18 protein-coding genes, 1 other RNA gene and 1 other annotated feature are annotated in these 18,582 nt (G+C 43.9%); of the genes, 2 read left to right on the top strand and 17 right to left on the bottom strand.

Annotation, left to right across the window (positions count from 1 at the left end; genetic code table 11):
* Positions 1 to 865: 865 nt before the first annotated feature.
* The 12 genes from ACIQ0C_RS01255 to ACIQ0C_RS01200 form a co-directional block, all read right to left on the bottom strand.
* The gene (locus ACIQ0C_RS01255; RefSeq protein ID WP_402835178.1) at positions 866 to 1,573 is read right to left on the bottom strand and encodes an ABC transporter ATP-binding protein; all 708 of its coding nucleotides are present in this window, start codon (positions 1,571 to 1,573) and stop codon (positions 866 to 868) included.
* Complete coding sequence (locus ACIQ0C_RS01250) at positions 1,573 to 2,355, bottom strand: ABC transporter ATP-binding protein (RefSeq protein WP_034308746.1); 783 nt, start codon at positions 2,353 to 2,355, stop codon at positions 1,573 to 1,575. The genes ACIQ0C_RS01255 and ACIQ0C_RS01250 overlap by 1 nt, the downstream gene beginning before the upstream one ends.
* Entirely contained in the window at positions 2,327 to 3,292 is a 966-nt protein-coding gene (locus ACIQ0C_RS01245; RefSeq protein WP_034308749.1) for a branched-chain amino acid ABC transporter permease, read from the bottom strand. Before ACIQ0C_RS01245 ends, ACIQ0C_RS01250 begins: the two co-directional genes overlap by 29 nt.
* Before the next feature lie 13 nt (positions 3,293 to 3,305).
* Positions 3,306 to 4,184: a branched-chain amino acid ABC transporter permease gene (locus tag ACIQ0C_RS01240; protein WP_063232912.1), complete on the bottom strand. Its 879-nt coding sequence runs from the start codon at positions 4,182 to 4,184 to the stop codon at positions 3,306 to 3,308.
* A 139-nt stretch (positions 4,185 to 4,323) separates the two neighbouring features.
* A complete protein-coding gene (locus ACIQ0C_RS01235; RefSeq protein WP_402835179.1) occupies positions 4,324 to 5,502 on the bottom strand; it encodes an ABC transporter substrate-binding protein in 1,179 nt (392 codons plus the stop codon).
* Between the two features lie 547 nt (positions 5,503 to 6,049).
* Positions 6,050 to 6,757, bottom strand: coding sequence for an ABC transporter ATP-binding protein (locus ACIQ0C_RS01230; protein WP_403056155.1), 708 nt, complete (start codon positions 6,755 to 6,757; stop codon positions 6,050 to 6,052).
* Positions 6,757 to 7,536, bottom strand: a complete 780-nt coding sequence (locus tag ACIQ0C_RS01225) for an ABC transporter ATP-binding protein (RefSeq protein ID WP_403056152.1) — start codon at positions 7,534 to 7,536, stop codon at positions 6,757 to 6,759. The genes ACIQ0C_RS01230 and ACIQ0C_RS01225 overlap by 1 nt, the downstream gene beginning before the upstream one ends.
* On the bottom strand, positions 7,511 to 8,482 hold the full coding sequence (locus tag ACIQ0C_RS01220; RefSeq protein WP_403056149.1) for a branched-chain amino acid ABC transporter permease: 972 nt from the start codon (positions 8,480 to 8,482) through the stop codon (positions 7,511 to 7,513). Before ACIQ0C_RS01220 ends, ACIQ0C_RS01225 begins: the two co-directional genes overlap by 26 nt.
* Positions 8,483 to 8,495: 13 nt before the next feature.
* Complete coding sequence (locus ACIQ0C_RS01215) at positions 8,496 to 9,374, bottom strand: branched-chain amino acid ABC transporter permease (RefSeq protein WP_403056146.1); 879 nt, start codon at positions 9,372 to 9,374, stop codon at positions 8,496 to 8,498.
* A gap of 75 nt (positions 9,375 to 9,449) precedes the next feature.
* Positions 9,450 to 10,637 carry an ABC transporter substrate-binding protein gene (locus ACIQ0C_RS01210; protein WP_402835184.1) on the bottom strand — a complete coding sequence of 396 codons (1,188 nt, stop codon included), beginning with the start codon at positions 10,635 to 10,637 and terminating at the stop codon, positions 9,450 to 9,452.
* Positions 10,638 to 10,825: 188 nt separating this feature from the next.
* Entirely contained in the window at positions 10,826 to 11,587 is a 762-nt protein-coding gene (locus ACIQ0C_RS01205) for a tRNA threonylcarbamoyladenosine dehydratase (RefSeq protein ID WP_403056143.1), read from the bottom strand.
* Between the two features lie 111 nt (positions 11,588 to 11,698).
* The gene (locus ACIQ0C_RS01200) at positions 11,699 to 12,847 is read right to left on the bottom strand and encodes a M20 family metallopeptidase (RefSeq protein ID WP_402835185.1); all 1,149 of its coding nucleotides are present in this window, start codon (positions 12,845 to 12,847) and stop codon (positions 11,699 to 11,701) included.
* Between the two features lie 139 nt (positions 12,848 to 12,986).
* Here ACIQ0C_RS01200 and ACIQ0C_RS01195 point away from each other — a divergent pair, with 139 nt between their 5' ends.
* Positions 12,987 to 13,121 (top strand): hypothetical protein, encoded by a 135-nt coding sequence (locus ACIQ0C_RS01195; protein ID WP_403056140.1) that lies wholly within the window; start codon positions 12,987 to 12,989, stop codon positions 13,119 to 13,121.
* Here the strand turns inward: ACIQ0C_RS01195 and ACIQ0C_RS01190 are convergent.
* Positions 13,107 to 14,078 (bottom strand): nuclease-related domain-containing protein, encoded by a 972-nt coding sequence (locus tag ACIQ0C_RS01190; RefSeq protein WP_403056137.1) that lies wholly within the window; start codon positions 14,076 to 14,078, stop codon positions 13,107 to 13,109. The two genes, ACIQ0C_RS01195 and ACIQ0C_RS01190, sit on opposite strands and share 15 nt — an antisense overlap.
* Before the next feature lie 122 nt (positions 14,079 to 14,200).
* Between ACIQ0C_RS01190 and ACIQ0C_RS01185 the strand changes: the two genes are divergently transcribed.
* Complete coding sequence (locus ACIQ0C_RS01185; RefSeq protein WP_403056134.1) at positions 14,201 to 14,608, top strand: hypothetical protein; 408 nt, start codon at positions 14,201 to 14,203, stop codon at positions 14,606 to 14,608.
* 56 nt (positions 14,609 to 14,664) lie between these two features.
* Here the strand turns inward: ACIQ0C_RS01185 and ssrS are convergent.
* From ssrS to ACIQ0C_RS01165, 4 genes are all read right to left on the bottom strand, one after another.
* A non-coding RNA gene (ssrS, locus tag ACIQ0C_RS01180) (6S RNA) lies at positions 14,665 to 14,850 on the bottom strand.
* A gap of 86 nt (positions 14,851 to 14,936) precedes the next feature.
* The gene (gene aspS, locus ACIQ0C_RS01175) at positions 14,937 to 16,706 is read right to left on the bottom strand and encodes an aspartate--tRNA ligase (protein WP_403056131.1); all 1,770 of its coding nucleotides are present in this window, start codon (positions 16,704 to 16,706) and stop codon (positions 14,937 to 14,939) included.
* Between the two features lie 12 nt (positions 16,707 to 16,718).
* On the bottom strand, positions 16,719 to 17,990 hold the full coding sequence (gene hisS / locus ACIQ0C_RS01170) for a histidine--tRNA ligase (protein WP_034308774.1): 1,272 nt from the start codon (positions 17,988 to 17,990) through the stop codon (positions 16,719 to 16,721).
* A 100-nt stretch (positions 17,991 to 18,090) separates the two neighbouring features.
* Positions 18,091 to 18,327: a binding site (T-box leader), on the bottom strand.
* Between the two features lie 78 nt (positions 18,328 to 18,405).
* Positions 18,406 to 18,579, bottom strand: coding sequence for a hypothetical protein (locus ACIQ0C_RS01165; protein ID WP_251428958.1), 174 nt, complete (start codon positions 18,577 to 18,579; stop codon positions 18,406 to 18,408).
* Positions 18,580 to 18,582 lie beyond the last annotated feature (3 nt).

Raw genomic sequence — 18,582 nt, 5'->3', positions numbered from 1 at the left:
AACAACAACCTATACGAAAAGAGCCATTTTTAATGAACTTCTACTGCACCAAAAGCCGGAAGTTATAATAATTAACACTGTTACAGCTATTTGAACAAGGGTCTATAGAAGGGACTTCATTCTTGATTTGCTACATCTCCCAGTCCGTAAATTCTTTTTCTGCAACTAATATGGATTGAACAAAGCCACCCGATAATGACCAGTCAGAATTAGATTTACAACAATGTCACATTACAAATGTTTTTATCGGCCGCATCATTTTGTTCTTTGAACCATTCGTAAATGGTTCTTGGATCCCTCTCTCTTCCTTGATATGTGCATATTCACCGAGCGAGTGTAGAGTGCGACTATTTTAATGGCAAAATCTATACGATAACCAGAAGCATACTCAATAGTCACAGCAATCGATTTAGCCTTTGGCGAGGCCTTAGCTGAGTGTATTTTCTTTGCAATACAATATATCTTATATCTTACTAGGAATGCCTTTACGCCCCTACAAAAGGTCGATAAGGATCTGTACGATACATAAAGTCCTTCTTCATATAAGTAACTGATTAATAACAACCTTTATTTTCAAAACCGAAATATTGTGGTGAATGGATTCAACGAAAGCCATAAAGGGTTTTAATCATTCATTAATTGGCAAATAGTTAATCAACCATATAATAGCAGTGACTGCCATTTTATGCATTAAGTCTCACCCTAGCCAAGACCCCACAGCCGCCTACGGTGAGGAGGCTTGGCAGACAGTCGGCGGAAAGGGAGCGATTTCTGAAATCAACTGGAACTTTTTAAAAACAAAAAACTGCAGGCAAACTCGCTTTTCCTCGAGTTCATCTGCAGTCTGTAACCGCTATAAAACGGTTTAATGCCCTCCTAAATAGGCATTCTTGATTTCTTCGCTTGCTGTCAGTTCCTCTGATTTGCCTGATAGGACGATTCGGCCGGTCTCGACAACATAGGCCCTGTCCGCGATGGATAGTGCTAAGTTGGCATTTTGTTCAACCAGCAGAATCGTTGTACCTGTTTTGTTGATTTCTTCGATGATATTAAAGATTTGCTTCACCAATAATGGGGCAAGTCCCATCGATGGCTCGTCCAATAACAGAAGCCGTGGCTTGGCCATGAGGGCCCTGCCCATCGCGAGCATTTGCTGTTCCCCGCCGGAAAGGGTTCCGGATTGCTGTTTCAGACGCTCTAGCAAACGCGGGAATAATTCATAGACTTTCTCCATATCCTGCTTGATGCCTGCCTTATCTTTACGTAGATAAGCACCAAGCTGAAGGTTTTCTTCGACGGTCATGTTAGCAAAGACCCGCCGGCCTTCAGGGACATGGGAGATGCCCATTTTCACGATGGATTGTGCTGCCTTTCCGCCGATGGATTGCCCCTCGTATATGATCTGCCCTTGTTTTGGTTTTAATAGGCCGGAAATGCTTTTCAGCAACGTGCTTTTCCCGGCTCCGTTCGCCCCGATCAGGGTTACGATTTCGCCTTCGTTAATAGAAAGCGAGATTCCTTTCAAGGCTTGAATGTTTCCGTAATAGACGTTGATGTCCTCGATTTTTAACATTATGAAACCTCCTCGCCCAGATAGGCCTCGATGACTTTTGGATTGTTACGGATTTCCTCTGGCTTTCCTTGAGCGATCAGTTGACCGTGATCGAGTACATATATGCGTTCGCAAACACCCATCACGAGCGGCATATCATGTTCTATCAATAATACGGTCAAATCGAATTTCTCACGGATGAGGGCAATCAGGTTCATGAGTTCGTGCGTTTCCTGGGGGTTCATCCCCGCTGCCGGTTCATCGAGCAAAAGCAGTTTCGGGTTGGCGGCAAGTGCACGGGCGATTTCCAAACGTCTTTGTTTACCATATGGCAGGTTCTTTGCCTTTTCATCCTTATATTGATCAAGGTTGAAGATCTTCAGGAACTCAATCGCTTTTTCATCCATTTCCTTTTCGCCTTTAAAATGGATCGGCATGCGGAAGATCGAACTTAAGATGCCATGCTTCGAAAGCGAATGGTAAGCCACTTTAACATTATCGATCACGGATAGTTCACTGAATAAGCGAATGTTCTGGAATGTCCGGCTGATCCCTTTTTGCGTGATTTTATATGGAGGCAGTTTTCTTAAGTTCTCACCTTCCAAGGAAATAGTGCCCTCCGTCGGGACGTAAACTCCTGTCAGCAAGTTAAAGAAAGTTGTTTTTCCAGCGCCGTTCGGTCCGATCAAGCCAATTAGTTCTCCTGGATATAACTCGACGTTAACATCAGAAACGGCTTTAAGCCCTCCGAATTGGATGCCGACCGAATCGACTTTAAGCAGCGGTGTTTTTATTTTTTTCATGGCTGCTTCCTCCTTTACGTTTGAACATGGATGTTATTTCTTTTGTCCCCATTAAACCTTGCGGGCGATAGAGCATCATCACGATAAGCACAAGACTGTAGATGATCATTCGTGTTTCCGGATAATCCTGCAGGAAAGTCGTGACTACCGTCAGTAATATCGCAGCCAATACGGCACCGGAAAGACTTCCTAGACCGCCAAGTACGACAAGGATCAAAATATCAAATGATTTCAGGAATCCGAAGTTAGATGGCTGGATGATATAGAAGTTATGAGCGTAAAGCCCCCCAGCGATACCGGCAAAAAAAGCACCGATCGCAAAGGCGACAACTTTGTAATAGGTCGTGTTGATTCCCATCGAATCGGCAGCCGTTTCGTCCTCGCGGATCGATATGCAGGCTCTTCCGTGGGTCGAGCTAGTAAAGTTTCGGATGACGATGATCGTTACGATGACGGAAGCGAATACCCACGGCCAAGTGGTCAAATGGGAAACCTGCATGCCGCTCGCCCCGCCGACATAATCGATATTCAAAAGCATGATCCGGACGATTTCCCCAAAACCCAGGGTTGCAATCGCCAGGTAGTCACCTTTTAAGCGTAAGCTTGGAATTCCGATGATCAATCCTGCCAGCGCTGACGCCAAACCGCCGACTATCAATGCCGCATAAAATGGCATTTCCAGCTTCATCGTCATGACGGCTGAAGCATAGGCACCGACTGCCAGGAATCCGGCATGTCCGATGGAGAACTGCCCGGTTATCCCGATGATCAAGTGCAGGCTCGCTGCCAGAATGATATTGATCCCGATGAACATGAGCGTATTTTGATAAAAAGGATTTAGCGATCCGCCGCCGATTAACACTTGAACTACGGCGAAAAAGATCAATGATAGTGAAATCGAGAGCCAAAAACCTTTTGCTCGCTTAATTGTAGTCATTGCTTTGTCTCCCCTATACTTTTTCTTTTTTGTTTTTACCGAATAAGCCTTGTGGCATGAAAATCAAGATAAGAATCAGTACGACGAAGGCTACAGCATCACGCCATAATGAGTAACCGGCGGCACTGACCAAAGCTTCGATGACACCTAGCAATAGGCCACCGACCATCGCGCCCGGTATAATCCCGATCCCTCCAAGTACGGCGGCAACGAATGCCTTCAATCCCGGAAGCACACCCATGAGCGGCTCGATCTTAATATAGTAAATACCGAAAATGACCCCTGCTGCCCCAGCCAATGCGGAACCGATTGCAAAGGTGGCAGAAATCGTATTATCGACATTTATTCCCATCAGCTTAGCTGCATCCGCATCGAAGGAAACGGCACGCATCGCTTTTCCTATTTTTGATTTATGAACGATGATTTGAAGGATGATCATCAAGACTACAGCCACTCCAAAAATCAAAACCGATTGACTATTGATGGAAACCCCAAAAATATTGAACTTGTCTGTCGGCAATACATCATTCGGATAAGCTTCCGGCTGTGCACCGCGGACGTAGATGAATCCGTATTCGATCAAAAGGGAAACACCGATGGCAGTGATAAGTGCCGCGATACGTGTTGCGTTACGCAATGGCTTGTACGCGATACGCTCGATCAATACCCCAAACAGCGCACAGACTGTCATCGAGATTAATAGGGCTGGCACGAATGACAGATCCAGAACCGTTATCGAATAAAACCCAACGAATGAGCCGACCATGAATACATCGCCATGTGCGAAGTTTATCAATTTAACAATCCCGTAAACCATCGTATATCCGAGAGCGATAAGGGCATAAATACTTCCTAGTGAAACCCCGTTTATTAACTGTTGTATCAATTCCATGTTCGACTCTCCTTGAAAATCTAATTTTATGAGTGATTAGTCCAGACTCTAACGACCTGGCATGCCTGAAAAATGAGAATTCGCCAGCACCTTCTTATTACTGAAGGGCCGGCGAAAGGTTTGGAGTTGTTCTCCGAAATTAAGGATTGATTTTTGTGTTGAATACTTGTTTTCCTTCTTTAAATTCAAGGATGGTAGCAGATTTGATTGGATTATGTTTTTCATCCAATGTGAATGTACCCGTAACAAGCTCAAGGTCGGCCGTTTTTTCCAGCGCTTCTTTGATTTTTTCCGAATCCGCTGAACCAGCACGTTTAATCGCGTCTGCAAGGAAGTATCCTGTGTCATATCCTAGGGCATTGAATGCATCCGGGGACTTATCTTTGTACTTCGCTTTAAACGCTGACACAAAATTCTGAATTTTCTCATCAGGATCACCTGAAGAATAATGGTTCGTGATGAACGTATTATTTAGAGCTTTTGCACCGGCAATTTCAACTAGCTTAGGAGAATCCCAGCCGTCGCCGCCCATGAATGGAACGTCAAGTCCAGTTTCCCGTGCCTGCTTCACGATCAGACCAGCTTCCTCATAGTAACCAGGAAGGAAAATGAAATCAGGTTTTGCCGATTTCAAACGAGTCAATGTGGAACGGAAATCAGTATCCTTCGCAATGTAAGCTTCCTCAGCAACAATCTTTCCGCCATTTTTTTCGAATTGTTCTTTAAAGGCTGCGGCTAATCCTTTTGAATAATCACTTGCGCTGTCAATATAGATGGCTGCACTTTTCGCTTTGATTTCTTTAGTGGCGAAATTCGCAGCTACCGTCCCTTGGAACGGATCGATGAAGCTTGTCCTGAAAACGTAATCGTTCAATTTATCCTTGCTGAAAGTGATTTCAGGGCTTGTACCAGAAGGTGAGATGACCGGCACTTTATTATCTTGGGCAATCTGTACTTGTGCAATCGAGTTCGTGCTTGTCGCTGCACCTACGATCGCTGCAACCTGATCTTGTGATGTCAGCTTGATCGCTCCGCTTGTCGCTTCGGACGCTTCAGATTTATTATCGACTTTAATTAGTTTGATTTTTTTACCGTCAATGCCTTCTTTATTGATTTCTGCAGTTGCAAGCTCCAAACCTTCTGCAATCGATTGTCCATATGAAGCGACACCGCCCGATAATTCAAGGTTGACACCGATCTTGATCGTATCTCCATCCCCGCTTGATTTTTCGGATGAACCAGAGCCGGAACAACCCGCTAGCACTCCCGCAGCAAGTGATAGAGAAAGGAATGCACTTGCTAATTTTTTCTTTTTCATAAATAATCCCCCCATTTTGTAATCAAGCTCTGATGCATGAATATTTATTCATGATGCTTCAGAAAAAAATTGATTAGATGAAATGTTTCAAATTAAATTAATATTTCGAAAAATAGTTTACCGCATAATTTTCATTCCGTCTATACAATAATTGCGAGAAGATTTCGGTAAATAGGATATTCTTTACAGGTAGTGCTATATCATTTTTATCTTTATATATTTTAAATATTGCGAAAACAGGCGATATAATCAGAAAAAAAAGATAATTAAATTATATCGATATTGAAAACTCCTTATTTTCGGATCAAAAAATTTTATTCATTCGCTTATTTTTTTCATCCTATTAATTACATTTTTACCAAAATACAAGTATAATGATAGGGAATTAAACCCAGTTTTTTCGTACTTTTTTAGTCTTAATTCCTATATCAAAATTGAATAATACTATATTGGATGTATAAAATCATGCATGAAACCCTGTGAATTTTTATCTTCCTGCATATTTTGCATAATAGATCAACAAACAAAAAAACCGCCAAACGGCGGTTCAGTGGCCTCCTAAATAGGCCATTTTTATTTCTTCACTTGATGTTAGTTCCTCGGCATTGCCCGAAAGGACGATTCGGCCCGTTTCAACGACATACGCCCGATCTGCAATGGATAAGGCGAGGTTGGCGTTTTGCTCGACCAAAAGGATCGTTGTGCCGGACGTACTGATTTCTTGGATGATGTTGAATATTTGCTTTACCAGAAGCGGTGCAAGGCCCATCGAAGGTTCATCGAGCAGTAATAATCTTGGTTTCGCCATTAAAGCCCGGCCCATTGCAAGCATCTGCTGTTCGCCGCCTGAAAGCGTGCCAGCCTGCTGTTTGATTCTCTCCAGGAGCCTCGGAAATAGCTCATATACCTTTTCCATATCCTTATTGATGCCCTCTTTGTCTTTTCGCAAATAAGCCCCAAGCTCCAGGTTTTCGGCCACCGTCATGTTGGCGAAGACACGTCGTCCTTCAGGTACATGGGATATGCCCATTTTCACGATGGACTGTGCAGCTTTTCCTCCAATCGATTCGCCTTCGAACAGAACTTCTCCTTGCTTTGGTTTTAACAGACCGGAAATCGTTTTGAGCAGCGTGCTTTTTCCCGCTCCGTTCGCCCCGATCAAAGTCACGATTTCCCCCTCATTTATCTCCATGGAAACCCCTTTTAGCGCTTGGATATTGCCGTAAAAAACATTGATGTCCTCTATTTTCAGCATCAGGAAACCTCCTCCCCTAGATATGCCTCGATAACCTTTGGATCGTTGCGGATTTCTTCCGGCTTTCCGTGAGCAATAAGCTGTCCATGATCAAGGACATAAATCCGTTCGCATACCCCCATGACCAGTGACATATCATGTTCGATGAGCAAAACGGTAAGGTTGAATTCCTTCCGGATAAAAGCGATGAGGTTCATTAATTCTTTTGTTTCATGAGGGTTCATCCCGGCTGCTGGTTCGTCCAGTAAAAGAAGTTTCGGATTGGCGGCAAGGGCACGGGCGATTTCCAGCCGCCTTTGCTGTCCATATGGAAGATTCTTCGCTTTTTCATCCTTAAAATGGTCAAGATTGAAAATCCGTAAAAATTCGAGCGCCTTTTCATCCATTTCCTTTTCCCCTGAAAAATGTCCGGACAACCGGAATATGGAGCTTGGAATTCCATGCTTGGCAAGCGAGTGGTATGCAACCTTCACATTATCGATCACGGATAACTCACTGAAGAGGCGAATGTTTTGAAAGGTCCTCGAGATCCCTTTTCGGGTAATTTTATAAGGCGGCTGCTTATTTAGATTTTCCCCGTTCAAGGCAATCGTTCCTTCTGTAGGGACATACACACCCGTCAATAAATTGAAGAAGGTCGTTTTCCCAGCTCCATTCGGCCCAATCAGGCCTACAAGTTCCCCTGGAAATAATTCCACGTTCACATCGGACACCGCTTTCAATCCGCCAAAACGGATTCCCACCGATTCTACTTTAAGCAATGGTATTGTGGCTTCCATCCTTTGGGCCCCCTTTCGTTTTTTTATGTGTGAACAATGATGTGATTTCTCTTGTTCCCATTAAACCCTGCGGGCGGAAAATCATCATCAGGATCAGGACAAGACTGTAGATGATCATCCTCGTTTCCGGATAATCCTGAAGGAATGTCGTCACGATCGTCAGTAAAATGGCGGCCAAAACCGAACCTGAAAGACTTCCAAGCCCGCCAAGTACGACGAAAATCAGTATATCGAAGGATTTCAGGAAACCGAAATTCGATGGCTGGATAATATAAAAATTATGGGCATAGAGCGAACCGGCAATTCCGGCAAAAAAAGCTCCGATGACGAATGCCGCCACTTTATAATAGGTCGTATTGATTCCCATCGCATCAGCCGCCGTTTCATCTTCCCTTACGGATATGCATGCACGCCCGTGAGTCGAATTGGTGAAATTCCTGATGACTAAGACGGTGATCATCACAAAGGCAAAAACCCATGGCCAAGTGGTCAGGTGGGATACCTGCATCCCGCTTGCCCCGCCTACATATTCAATATTCAAAAGGACGATCCGGACAATTTCCCCAAAACCGAGGGTAGCTATCGCCAGGTAATCCCCCTTCAGGCGCAAGCTGGGTATCCCGATCACCATGCCCGCAACAGCGGCGATGACGCCCCCAGTCAATACAGCTATGATGAAAGGAAGTTCCAGCTTCATTGTCATGACTGCCGAAGCATAGGCCCCAACCGCTAAAAAACCTGCATGCCCGATCGAGAACTGCCCGGTTATTCCAATGATTAAATGAAGGCTCGTCGCCAGCATGATATTGATGCCGATGAACATGAGCGTGTTGATATAAAATGGATTGAGGATACCGTTTGAAATGAGGTACTGCATGATTCCGAAAAAAATAAGTGCGAGCACGATCGAGAGCCAAAAACCCTTTGAATTCTTTAAAGTAGTCATCGCCATGTCTCCCCTATACTTTTTCTCTTTTATTTTTACCGAACAGTCCCTGCGGCAAGAAAATCAAAATCAAGATAAGTACGACGAAAGCCACGCCATCGCGCCATAATGAATAACCGGCTGCACTGACCAAAGCCTCGATCACTCCAAGCAGCAGACCGCCGACCATCGCTCCCGGAATGATGCCGATGCCGCCCAAGACGGCTGCAACAAATGCTTTAAGGCCAGGAAGGACACCCATCAACGGTTCGATTTTAATATAGTAGATGCCAAAAATGACACCAGCCGCACCTGCCAGGGCCGAACCTATGGCGAACGTAGCTGAAATCGTATTGTTCACATTGATTCCCATCAGCTTAGCCGCCTCGGAATCGAATGAAACGGCACGCATCGCTTTGCCGATTTTGGTTTTATGGACAACGAATTGTAGGATGATCATTAAAAAGATGGATACAGATAAGATCAAAATCGATTGACTGCTGATGGAAACTCCCAATATATCGAGTTTATCCATCGGAAGGACATTATTTGGATAGGCTTCCGGCTGGGCGCCCCGGATGTAAATCAGCCCATTTTCAATCAGAAGGGAAACACCTATGGCCGTTATCAAAGCCGCAATCCGTGTTGCATTACGAAGGGGTTTATAAGCAATGCGTTCAATTAAAACGCCAAAGATGGCACAAGCGACCATCGAAATCAATAAAGCCGGGATGAAGGATAAGTCCATTACGGTAATGGCGTAAAACCCTACAAATGAACCAACCATGAATACGTCGCCATGGGCGAAGTTTATGAGCTTGACGATTCCGTATACCATCGTATAGCCAAGCGCGATCAAAGCATAAATGCTTCCGAGTGAAATGCCATTTACCAATTGCTGAATCAGTTCCATATCGCACTCTCCCCGTTAAGGTGTTTTTTAAGTGAATATAGAATAGGGGGACTTGCCCCCTATCCACGTAAGTTATTATGGATTGATTTTTGTCTTGAATGTTTGTTTGCCATCCACATATTCCAAGATTGTCGCCGATTTGATCGGATCATGATTTTCATCAAGGTTCAGTGTTCCGGAAACTAATTGAAGATCTTTGACATCTTCCAACGCTTGTCTTATTTTTTCGGGCGAAGCATCTCCAGATCTCTTGATGGCATCTGCCAGGTAGTAGCCAGTATCATAGCCTAGTGCGGCAAAGGCATCCGGTGTTTTATCGTATTCTTTTTCGAAGGCTGCAACGAAATCCTGGATTTTTGCATCTTCATCTTCAGGGGAATAGTGATTCGTGATATACGTATTTTTTAAAGCATCCGCTCCGGCAATTTCAACGACCTTCGGGGAATCCCAGCCGTCCCCACCCATGAATGGAAGGTCTATGCCGTCTTCACGTGCTTGTTTTAAGATCAATCCGACTTCTTCATAATAGCCAGGGAGGAAAACGAACTCAGGTTTTGCGGATTTGATACGTGTCAATGTAGAGCGGAAATCAGTATCTTTCGTTACATAAGCCTCTTCCGCCACGATTTTACCGCCCTTGGCAGTGAACGCTTCTTTAAATGCTGCGGCCAATCCTTTAGAATAATCACTTGCGCTGTCCACATAGATCGCAGCCGTCTTTGCCCCAATTTCGTCAGATGCGAAATTGGCTGCCACCGTACCTTGGAATGGGTCGATAAAGCAAGTTCTGAACACATAATCATTTAATTTTCCAGCTTTGTTGGTAATGTCGGGATTTGTTGCAGTTGGTGTGAGTAGAGGAACTTTATTATCTTGTGCGACTTGAACCTGTGCCAATGTATTCGTACTTGTTGCAGATCCGACTACAGCCACAACCTTGTCCTGGCTGACCAGTTTGATCGAACCGCTTGTAGCTTCTGCTGCATCTGATTTATTATCAACCTTAATGATTTCCAGTTTTTTACCATCGATACCTTCTTTATTAATCTCATCGATGGCCAGTTTCAAACCATCGGCAGCCGATTGGCCGAATGATGCCGTACCTCCGGACAATTCAAGGTTGGCCCCAATTTTAATTGTGTCACCTGATTTTGATGAACCCCCGCCTGAACTGCTAGTTTTCGAGTCGCCGCTACATCCTGCCAGCGCCCCTGCAACCAATGAAAGTGATAGAAACACTCCTGCTAGCTTTTTCTTCTTCATTTGAAACCCCCTTGTTTTGTGTGTTCTTTAAAAAAAATAGAATATCTGAATAAAAATAATATTCTGAAAATAGTTTATCTCATTCTTTCGACCCCGTCTATATGATATGGATAAAAAAGTTATTAAAAGAAATATCTACTATTCGACACAAAAAAAACTGACCCATTATAGAGTCAGTTGATTTTTTATCAATCATTTACACGGCGAACTTCAATGTCCTTTAATATATCATTGATCACCCAGCTTGCTGCAATTAAACCCGCTACGGATGGTACGAAAGCATTCGAAGACGGAGGCATTTGGGCTTTACGGATTTTTGCCTCATCATTGCCGACTTCTTTCCGCACATCCTCACGAATGACAATAGGGCTCTCGTCGGAGAAGACAACGGGAATTCCCTTTGTTATGCCCTCTTTACGCAATCTAGTGCGAATGACCTTGGCAAGCGGATCGGTATGCGTTTTGGAGATATCGGCAATTTGAAAACGCGTTGGGTCCATCTTATTAGCGGCTCCCATGCTTGAAATCACCTTGATATTCCGTTTCAGGCATTCCTTCATCACATGCATCTTATAAATGACCGTATCCGATGCATCAATGACATAGTCCAGACCATAGCTGAAGAATTCCTCAAACGTCTCTTCTGTATAGAACATTTTAAGGGCGATGACTTCGCAGTCGGGATTGATGTCTTGAATGCGATTTTTCATCAATTCCGCTTTCGGTTGACCGACTGTTGATAATAGAGCATGGATCTGCCTGTTAACATTTGTGATGTCGACATCGTCTTTATCCACAAGAATAATACGGCCTACCCCGGTGCGTGCCAATGCTTCGGCTGAAAATGAACCAACGCCCCCTATACCCAGGACAGCAACGGTCGTATTTTTCAGAATATCGATTCCTTCCTTGCCAATTGCCAATTCATTACGTGAAAACTGATGCAGCATATATATTCAACTCCAATAAATTCTGTTCTTATTTAGCTTCCCAATTAACAATATATCATAAACATCATTTATGACAAGCGAAATATGAGCAGTCTAATCGGAATTAGTGCGCTAGGTCATTTTTGATAATTTTTGAATGACGGTTGCCAATAGCAGCGCCCTTTCCGTCAGGCTGGGAATTTCCAAATACTCCTCTTCACTATGTGCATTCCCTCCAATGGGCCCGAGTCCATCCACTGTCGCGATTCCCAAATCAGAAGTGATGGAAGCATCCGAACCTCCACCCGTGGCCGTATCCGTAATTTCGATGCCGATTTCCTTCCCAGCCTGACGAATCGTCTCTAAAAGCAAGTTCGTTTTCTCATTCTTTTCCATGGGAGAGCGGTCCATTTTCCCGCTCAATGTCGTTTTCGTTCCTGGAATATAGGTTTCAGCACAGATTTTTTTCAGCTGCTTGAGGATGATGCCTTCCTGCCTTTTTTCCGAAATCCGCACATCCACAAAAGCAGCAGCATGGGAAGCGATCGTATTGACAGCGGAACCTCCTTCAATCATGCCGACATTAACGCTGATTCCATTCTGTTGATCATTCAACCGGTGTAAGGCGATGATCTTATGGGCCAATTCTTCAATTGCACTTCGTCCCTTTTCCGGCTCGATCCCTGAATGGGCGGCCACCCCAACGATATCCACCTTAAACTGACCGCAGCCCCTTCTTGCCGTGACAAGCGAACCGTCCGTCCTTGCCGGTTCAAGAATTAACGCGAACTTCTTATTGGCTGCTTTTTCCGATATGAGTGAAGCGGACGACGGAGACCCGATCTCCTCATCACTATTAAGAATGATTTGGATATGCTTATAGCCTGTCTGCCCCGTCTGTTTCAGGCAAAGGATCGCATAAAAAAGTTCAACCAAACTAGACTTCATATCCGCTACACCAGGGCCGTATGCCCGATTTCCTTTCACTTTAAAAGGACGTTTTTGCGCTGTGCCCTCCGGAAAAACCGTATCCATATGGGCAACGACCAGAATATGCGGTTGATGCGCATCACGATGCTGGATGACCAGCTGATTGCCATAATTCTGTTGCTCAACGGTATTCACAATAAAATCCAGGCTTTCAAATTTCGTTTTTAAAATCGAACCAATTTCATCAATACCCTTTTTCGTATGAGAACCACTATCTATATTCACTAGCCGCTCCACTAATTGAAGCATTTCCATCCTCTTTGCATACAATAAATCTTTCAAAGCCCTCACTACTTTCTATCCTTGGCTGACTATAGCTCAACCTTACTATAATTTACGAATCTATATTGCGGAATGTTACTTAAAAGAGAATATTTGAAGTTTATTCGATGATTTTTTGGTTTTTTTTTTGAGTTTGGGGTCTTTACCCGTGAATTGGGGCCGTTTACTCGTGAGTTTGGCTCTTTTACTCGTGAGTTTACGCCGTTTACTCGTGAATTTACGCCATTTACTCGTGAATTTACGCCGTTTACTCGTGAATTTGCACGATTTACTCGTGAATTAATCCATCAAGTCTATAAGCTCTATTTTTAAATTGCCCCGAATAAGGCAATTCAAGTCCAGACAACATCCGTTGCATGATATCAATTGAATCTATTTGTAAAAAGAGCCGTGCTTGTTTATTCGTAATATTGGGTTTTATGAGGAGAGCAAAATCGCGAAGAGTTTGAATGTGGGCATCTTTGGAGGCGTAAGAACATTGACTGCATGACCATTTTCCCCAGTGATAGTGCATATGTAGAGCAGAGCATTCAGGACATTGAACGCTTTTTAATAGATCTTGCTCATCGATTTGATATAAATTGAGTATATCAGGATTATGCGGAGTGTTTTTTTGCAGAATCGTGTTTGAAAGTCTATTGCTTTGCCTTTGGGTTAATTGCTCAGAAGGATACTTTTCTTCAAGGGTATGAATTTTGGTGATCAGGGTTTCTTTTCCCGTGATTTTTTTGAAAATGGGGGTAAAGCCCGGGGTAGTCCTGATGATGGTATTCGAGTTTGCATTGGCAATTAACGTTTCAATCGGCAGCGAGGGGAATTTGTGGAAAGTAAGCCAATCATTTAATCGGGATTTTTGCACGTCGACCTGGATTAGCGGATCCAGATATGCCTGTTCCTGTCCGTCCTTTGAACGAATCAATTGGGGATAGGTGCGGTCAAAATAAAGCGTTCCCGCAAAGTTTTTCACTTCAATGATGATACAGTAATTCCGGGTGATTATTAGGAAATCCATTTGAAAATAACGGCTCCCATCGTAGTCTAACCTCAAATCATGAAATACTCGATATTCTTTCGGAAGATCCTTCAACTCCTTTCCGATACTCCACTCCCCGTTAAATCCTGTACGGATTTTCCGAAAATCGTTCTTTATTCTTTCCTGTTTTGGATGATTTGCTGATAGTCTCCTGCTTAATGCCTCCAGTTTGAGCATTTTCATAGGCCTTTCACACGGTTTTAGCATCCATACATCAACTCCTTCTCCTTTAGCTTCTTTATTAATGCCCTTTTTTCCTGCCAGGATCTGAAATCAGACGTTTTACCGTAAGTTTGCTCTGTTTATTTCATGAGATTTGTAGCTTACTCGTGAGTTTGGCTCTTTTACTCGTGAATTTGCGCCATTTACTCGTGAGTTTTCACTATTTACTCGTGAATTGGGGCCGTTTACTCGTGAATTGGGCTCTTTTACTCGTAAGTTTACGCCGTTTACTCGTGAGTTTTCACCATTTACTCGTGAATTGGGCTCTTTTACTCGTGAGTTTACGCCATTTACTCGTGAGTTTTCACCATTTACTCGTAAGTTTACGCCATTTACTCGTGAATTTAGATCATTTACTCGTGAGTTTTCACCATTTACTCGTGAATTGGGCTCTTTTACTCGTGAGTTTACGCCATTTACTCGTGAGTTTTCACCATTTACTCGTGAGTTTGGCTCTTTTACTCGTAAGTTTACGCCATTTACTCGTGAATTTAGATCATTTACTCGTGAGTTAACTATTTTAACGCACAAAAAAACCCATGTTATTTAACATGAGTTGCTTTGTAAGGGTAAGAGTCCCAATTGTGCCGTTTACGCCTTTGTTTTGAACCCGCTCTCCGCAGGTGGGTGCTCGGTTCCTCGCGTTTGTAAGTCCTCTTCGAGGGAGGCTTTTACGCGGCCAGGAAACTAGTGCTCCCGGTAACTATAAGTGTTCGGTCAAAACTTATAGGTTAAAGAACGAACACATCAGGACTCTTACTTATTGAAAACATCATAGCATAATGCTTAACTCTGTTTCAAGAAAAAACACCTAGGTATTTTTTCATATTTTTGCCAAATGAATTATTTTTTAAGTGCAGCAAGTCTTAGGTTAAGTTCGGCCAATTGCTTGTCACTTACAGTACTCGGTGCGTCAACGAGCAGGTCGCTTGCGCTTGCCGTTTTCGGGAACGCGATGGTGTCGCGAAGGTTCGTGCGGCCTGCAAGCAGCATGACCATGCGGTCCAGTCCAAGGGCAATTCCGCCGTGTGGTGGCGTTCCGTATTCGAATGCATCCATTAGGAAGCCGAATTGTGCGTTTGCTTCTTCTTCGGAGAATCCAAGAACTTTGAACATTTTTTCCTGAACGTCGCGTTCGAATATCCGCAGTGATCCACCGCCAAGTTCGTAGCCGTTCAGTACAAGGTCATATGCTTGTGCACGGACGCTTGCTGGGTCTGATTCCAATTTGTCCATGTCTTCACGGAATGGCATTGTGAATGGATGGTGTGCTGCATAGTAGCGTCCTTCTTCTTCGTCATATTCAAGTAATGGCCAGTCCGTCACCCATAGGAAGTTGAATTTGCTTTGATCGATCAAGCCTCTTTCTTTACCTAGCTTGTTGCGAAGTGCTCCAAGTGCATCTGCGACTATGCCTTTCTTATCCGCCACGAATAAGATTAGATCGCCCACTTCAGCTTCCACTGCGGATACTAATTGCTCTTGGTCTTCTGCGAAGAATTTGGCGATCGGCCCTTTTACTCCGTCTTCTTCAACTTTCAGCCATGCAAGGCCTTTAGCACCGTAAATCGCTGCAAATTCAGCCAAGCCATCAATGTCTTTACGGGAATAATCCGCATTTCCGTCCTTAACGACGATCGCCTTGACTTGTCCGCCGTTTCCAACAGCACCGGTGAACACTTTGAAATCACTGTCTTTGACGATTTCGGAAACATCTTTAAGTTCCATTCCAAAGCGTGTATCCGGTTTGTCGGAACCGTAACGGCCCATCGCTTCATTGTATGTCATTCTTGGGAATGGCAGTGTTACGTCCAATCCTTTTACATCTTTCATCACTTTAGCCATCATGTTTTCCGCAGTGTTAATGATATCTTCTTGGCTCATGAAGCTTGTTTCAATATCGATTTGCGTGAATTCAGGCTGTCTGTCAGCACGTAAGTCTTCATCACGGAAACAGCGGGCAATTTGATAATAACGTTCGAAACCGGATACCATCAATAGCTGCTTGAAGATTTGCGGTGATTGCGGAAGTGCATAGAACTCCCCTTCGTGTACACGGCTAGGCACTAAATAATCACGTGCTCCTTCAGGTGTACTTTTTGTCAAGATAGGTGTTTCGATATCAAGGAAGCCTTCACCGTCCAAGTAATCACGGATCGCTTTTGTTGTTTTGTTACGCATTTTCAACGTTTCGAACATCGCTGGACGACGCAGGTCCAAATAACGATATTTCAAGCGGATGTCTTCTGATACATCCGTTCTTTCATCAATGATGAATGGAGGGGTCTTTGCTTCGTTTAAAATAGTAACGTTTTCGGCTTGAACTTCGACGGTCCCTGTTGTTACGTTCGGATTGAAGTTGGCTTCATCACGTTTGATGACTGTCCCTTGGATATCAAGGACGTATTCATTACGGATTTTTTCGGCTGTAGCCAGCGCGTCTGCCGAAATGTCCGGATTGAAAACGACTTGGACGACCCCGCTTCTGTCACGTAGGTCGATGAAGATGACCCCGCCCAAATCGCGGCGTTTTTGTACCCATCCTTTTAATGTTACTTTTTCACCAATAGCTGCTTCTGTCACTTCACCATTGAAGTATGTTCTGCCAAACATGGTATTTCCCCCTTAAGCCTGTAGCTTTTTGAATTGTTCAACGAATGTAGCAAGATCCATTTGGACTTGTTCACCGGTTTCCATGAACTTCACATTGATTTTATTATTTGCCAATTCATCATCCCCGAGTGTCGCCACATATCTTGCTTCGAGGCGGTCGGCTGATTTGAATTGTGCTTTCACTTTCCGGTCTTGATAGTCTTTTTCGACGGTAAAACCGGCATTCCGCAGTTGATGGGCAAGTTTGACGGTATAATCCTTGGCTGTTTCACCTAATGAAACAAGATAGCAGTCAATTCCCTTTTTGATCGGAAGCTCGATGTTTTCTGCTTGAAGGGCAGCAATCAGCCGTTCGATGCTAAGTGCAAAGCCGATTCCAGGTGTTTCCGGTCCGCCAAGTTCTTCAGCCAGCCCGTTATAACGGCCGCCGCCGCAAAGTGTAGTGATGGCGCCAAAGCCTTCTGCATCACTCATGATTTCAAATGCGGTATGATTATAGTAATCCAAGCCCCGCACTAGGGTCGGATCTTCGACGAAATCGATTTCCAAATCGGTTAAGTGCTGTTTCACCTTTTCGAAATAAGTACGGGATTCATCATTTAAATATTCAATGATGGAAGGAGCCGTGTTCATCAATTCGTGATCGTGATCCTTTTTGCAATCCAGGATACGCAAAGGATTTTTTTCGAGGCGGTTTTGACAATCGCCGCAAAACTCGCCGATGCGGGGTTCGAAATGTTTGATTAACGCATTGCGATGCGCTGTCCGGCTTTCCTTATCACCAAGGCTGTTGATGACAAGTTTCAGCTTTTTCAAACCCAGTTCCTTGTACAGGTTCATCGCAAGTGACAAAACCTCTGCATCGATTCCGGGATCCTTACTTCCTAAAGCTTCGATGCCGAATTGAACGAACTGGCGGAATCGACCTGCTTGCGGACGTTCGTAACGGAACATGGGCCCGATATAATAAAGCTTGACCGGTTGATTGGCCCACCCGAACATTTTGTTCTCGATATATGACCGTACAACCGATGCGGTGCCTTCCGGACGAAGGGTTAAGTTCCTTTCACCGCGATCTTGAAATGAATACATCTCTTTTTGAACGATATCGGTTGTATCCCCTACACCACGCAGAAATAATTCCGTGTGCTCAAAAATCGGTGTGCGGATTTCTTTATATTGGTAACGGTGACAAATATCACGCGCTGTGTTTTCGATATACTGCCAAATTTCCGTTTGGCCAGGCAATAAATCCTGGGTTCCTCTTGGGATCTGAATAGACATTTTGTGTTTCCTCCTTTAAAGCAAAGCGCCCTTTCTGATATGGCACGCTATACTGATTTTTTCCAAACAAAAAACTCCCGCCCCTTGTAACTTATATGTTACAAGGGACGAGAGTTTGGATATCCCGTGGTGCCACCCTAGTTGAAGCACAAAAAAAGTGCTCCCGCTCAAAAACAGTTAACGCCTGTTTTACGTCCATCTCCTATTAAGTGAATCCGTTCGGAGTGAAGCCTACGGAGGGTTCTTTCATTAAGTCATCATGTGGAATGCTTTCAGCCTCGGCATTTCCTCTCTTTTCATGTGTTTCTTAATTACTCTTCTCCATCATTGGTTATTGCAGTAATAAGTCTGATATTTTATAATCATACGGACGTTAACATCAAATGTCAAGGCAGACTGAGGATTTTGTCGCATTTTATTGGTTTAAATGTTTTTTCAGATTTTTGATCGTCCGGACATTGACTCCGAATTCGGATGCCATTTCAACAAGGTTTGCGCTTTGTTCCTTTTGGATGAAATCGTGAAAATCGACACCAAGTACTTGATTGCCTCCGCTTAAGCTCGTTTGATCTTTTTCGCTGAATTTCATGTG

The organism is Peribacillus sp. NPDC096448 (assembly GCF_044762675.1).
In the GTDB taxonomy this organism is placed as follows: domain Bacteria; phylum Bacillota; class Bacilli; order Bacillales; family DSM-1321; genus Peribacillus; species Peribacillus frigoritolerans_B.
Note: the sequence above shows the minus strand (reverse complement) of the source record. Positions and strands in the feature narration are given on the sequence as shown.

Bases quoted from the DNA above. Each gene is read 5' to 3' on its own strand.
- aspS (WP_403056131.1), bottom strand. From the start codon at position 16,706: ATGTTTGGCAGAACATACTTCAATGGTGAAGTGACAGAAGCAGCTATT.
- ACIQ0C_RS01210 (WP_402835184.1), bottom strand. From the start codon at position 10,637: ATGAAGAAGAAAAAGCTAGCAGGAGTGTTTCTATCACTTTCATTGGTT.
- ACIQ0C_RS01165 (WP_251428958.1), bottom strand. From the start codon at position 18,579: ATGAAATTCAGCGAAAAAGATCAAACGAGCTTAAGCGGAGGCAATCAA.
- ACIQ0C_RS01215 (WP_403056146.1), bottom strand. From the start codon at position 9,374: ATGGAACTGATTCAGCAATTGGTAAATGGCATTTCACTCGGAAGCATT.
- ACIQ0C_RS01245 (WP_034308749.1), bottom strand. From the start codon at position 3,292: ATGACTACAATTAAGCGAGCAAAAGGTTTTTGGCTCTCGATTTCACTA.
- ACIQ0C_RS01205 (WP_403056143.1), bottom strand. From the start codon at position 11,587: ATGCTGCATCAGTTTTCACGTAATGAATTGGCAATTGGCAAGGAAGGA.
- ACIQ0C_RS01240 (WP_063232912.1), bottom strand. From the start codon at position 4,184: ATGGAATTGATACAACAGTTAATAAACGGGGTTTCACTAGGAAGTATT.
- ACIQ0C_RS01235 (WP_402835179.1), bottom strand. From the start codon at position 5,502: ATGAAAAAGAAAAAATTAGCAAGTGCATTCCTTTCTCTATCACTTGCT.
- ACIQ0C_RS01225 (WP_403056152.1), bottom strand. From the start codon at position 7,536: ATGGAAGCCACAATACCATTGCTTAAAGTAGAATCGGTGGGAATCCGT.
- ACIQ0C_RS01220 (WP_403056149.1), bottom strand. From the start codon at position 8,482: ATGACTACTTTAAAGAATTCAAAGGGTTTTTGGCTCTCGATCGTGCTC.
- ACIQ0C_RS01230 (WP_403056155.1), bottom strand. From the start codon at position 6,757: ATGCTGAAAATAGAGGACATCAATGTTTTTTACGGCAATATCCAAGCG.
- ACIQ0C_RS01190 (WP_403056137.1), bottom strand. From the start codon at position 14,078: ATGCTAAAACCGTGTGAAAGGCCTATGAAAATGCTCAAACTGGAGGCA.
- hisS (WP_034308774.1), bottom strand. From the start codon at position 17,990: ATGTCTATTCAGATCCCAAGAGGAACCCAGGATTTATTGCCTGGCCAA.
- ACIQ0C_RS01250 (WP_034308746.1), bottom strand. From the start codon at position 2,355: ATGAAAAAAATAAAAACACCGCTGCTTAAAGTCGATTCGGTCGGCATC.
- ACIQ0C_RS01255 (WP_402835178.1), bottom strand. From the start codon at position 1,573: ATGTTAAAAATCGAGGACATCAACGTCTATTACGGAAACATTCAAGCC.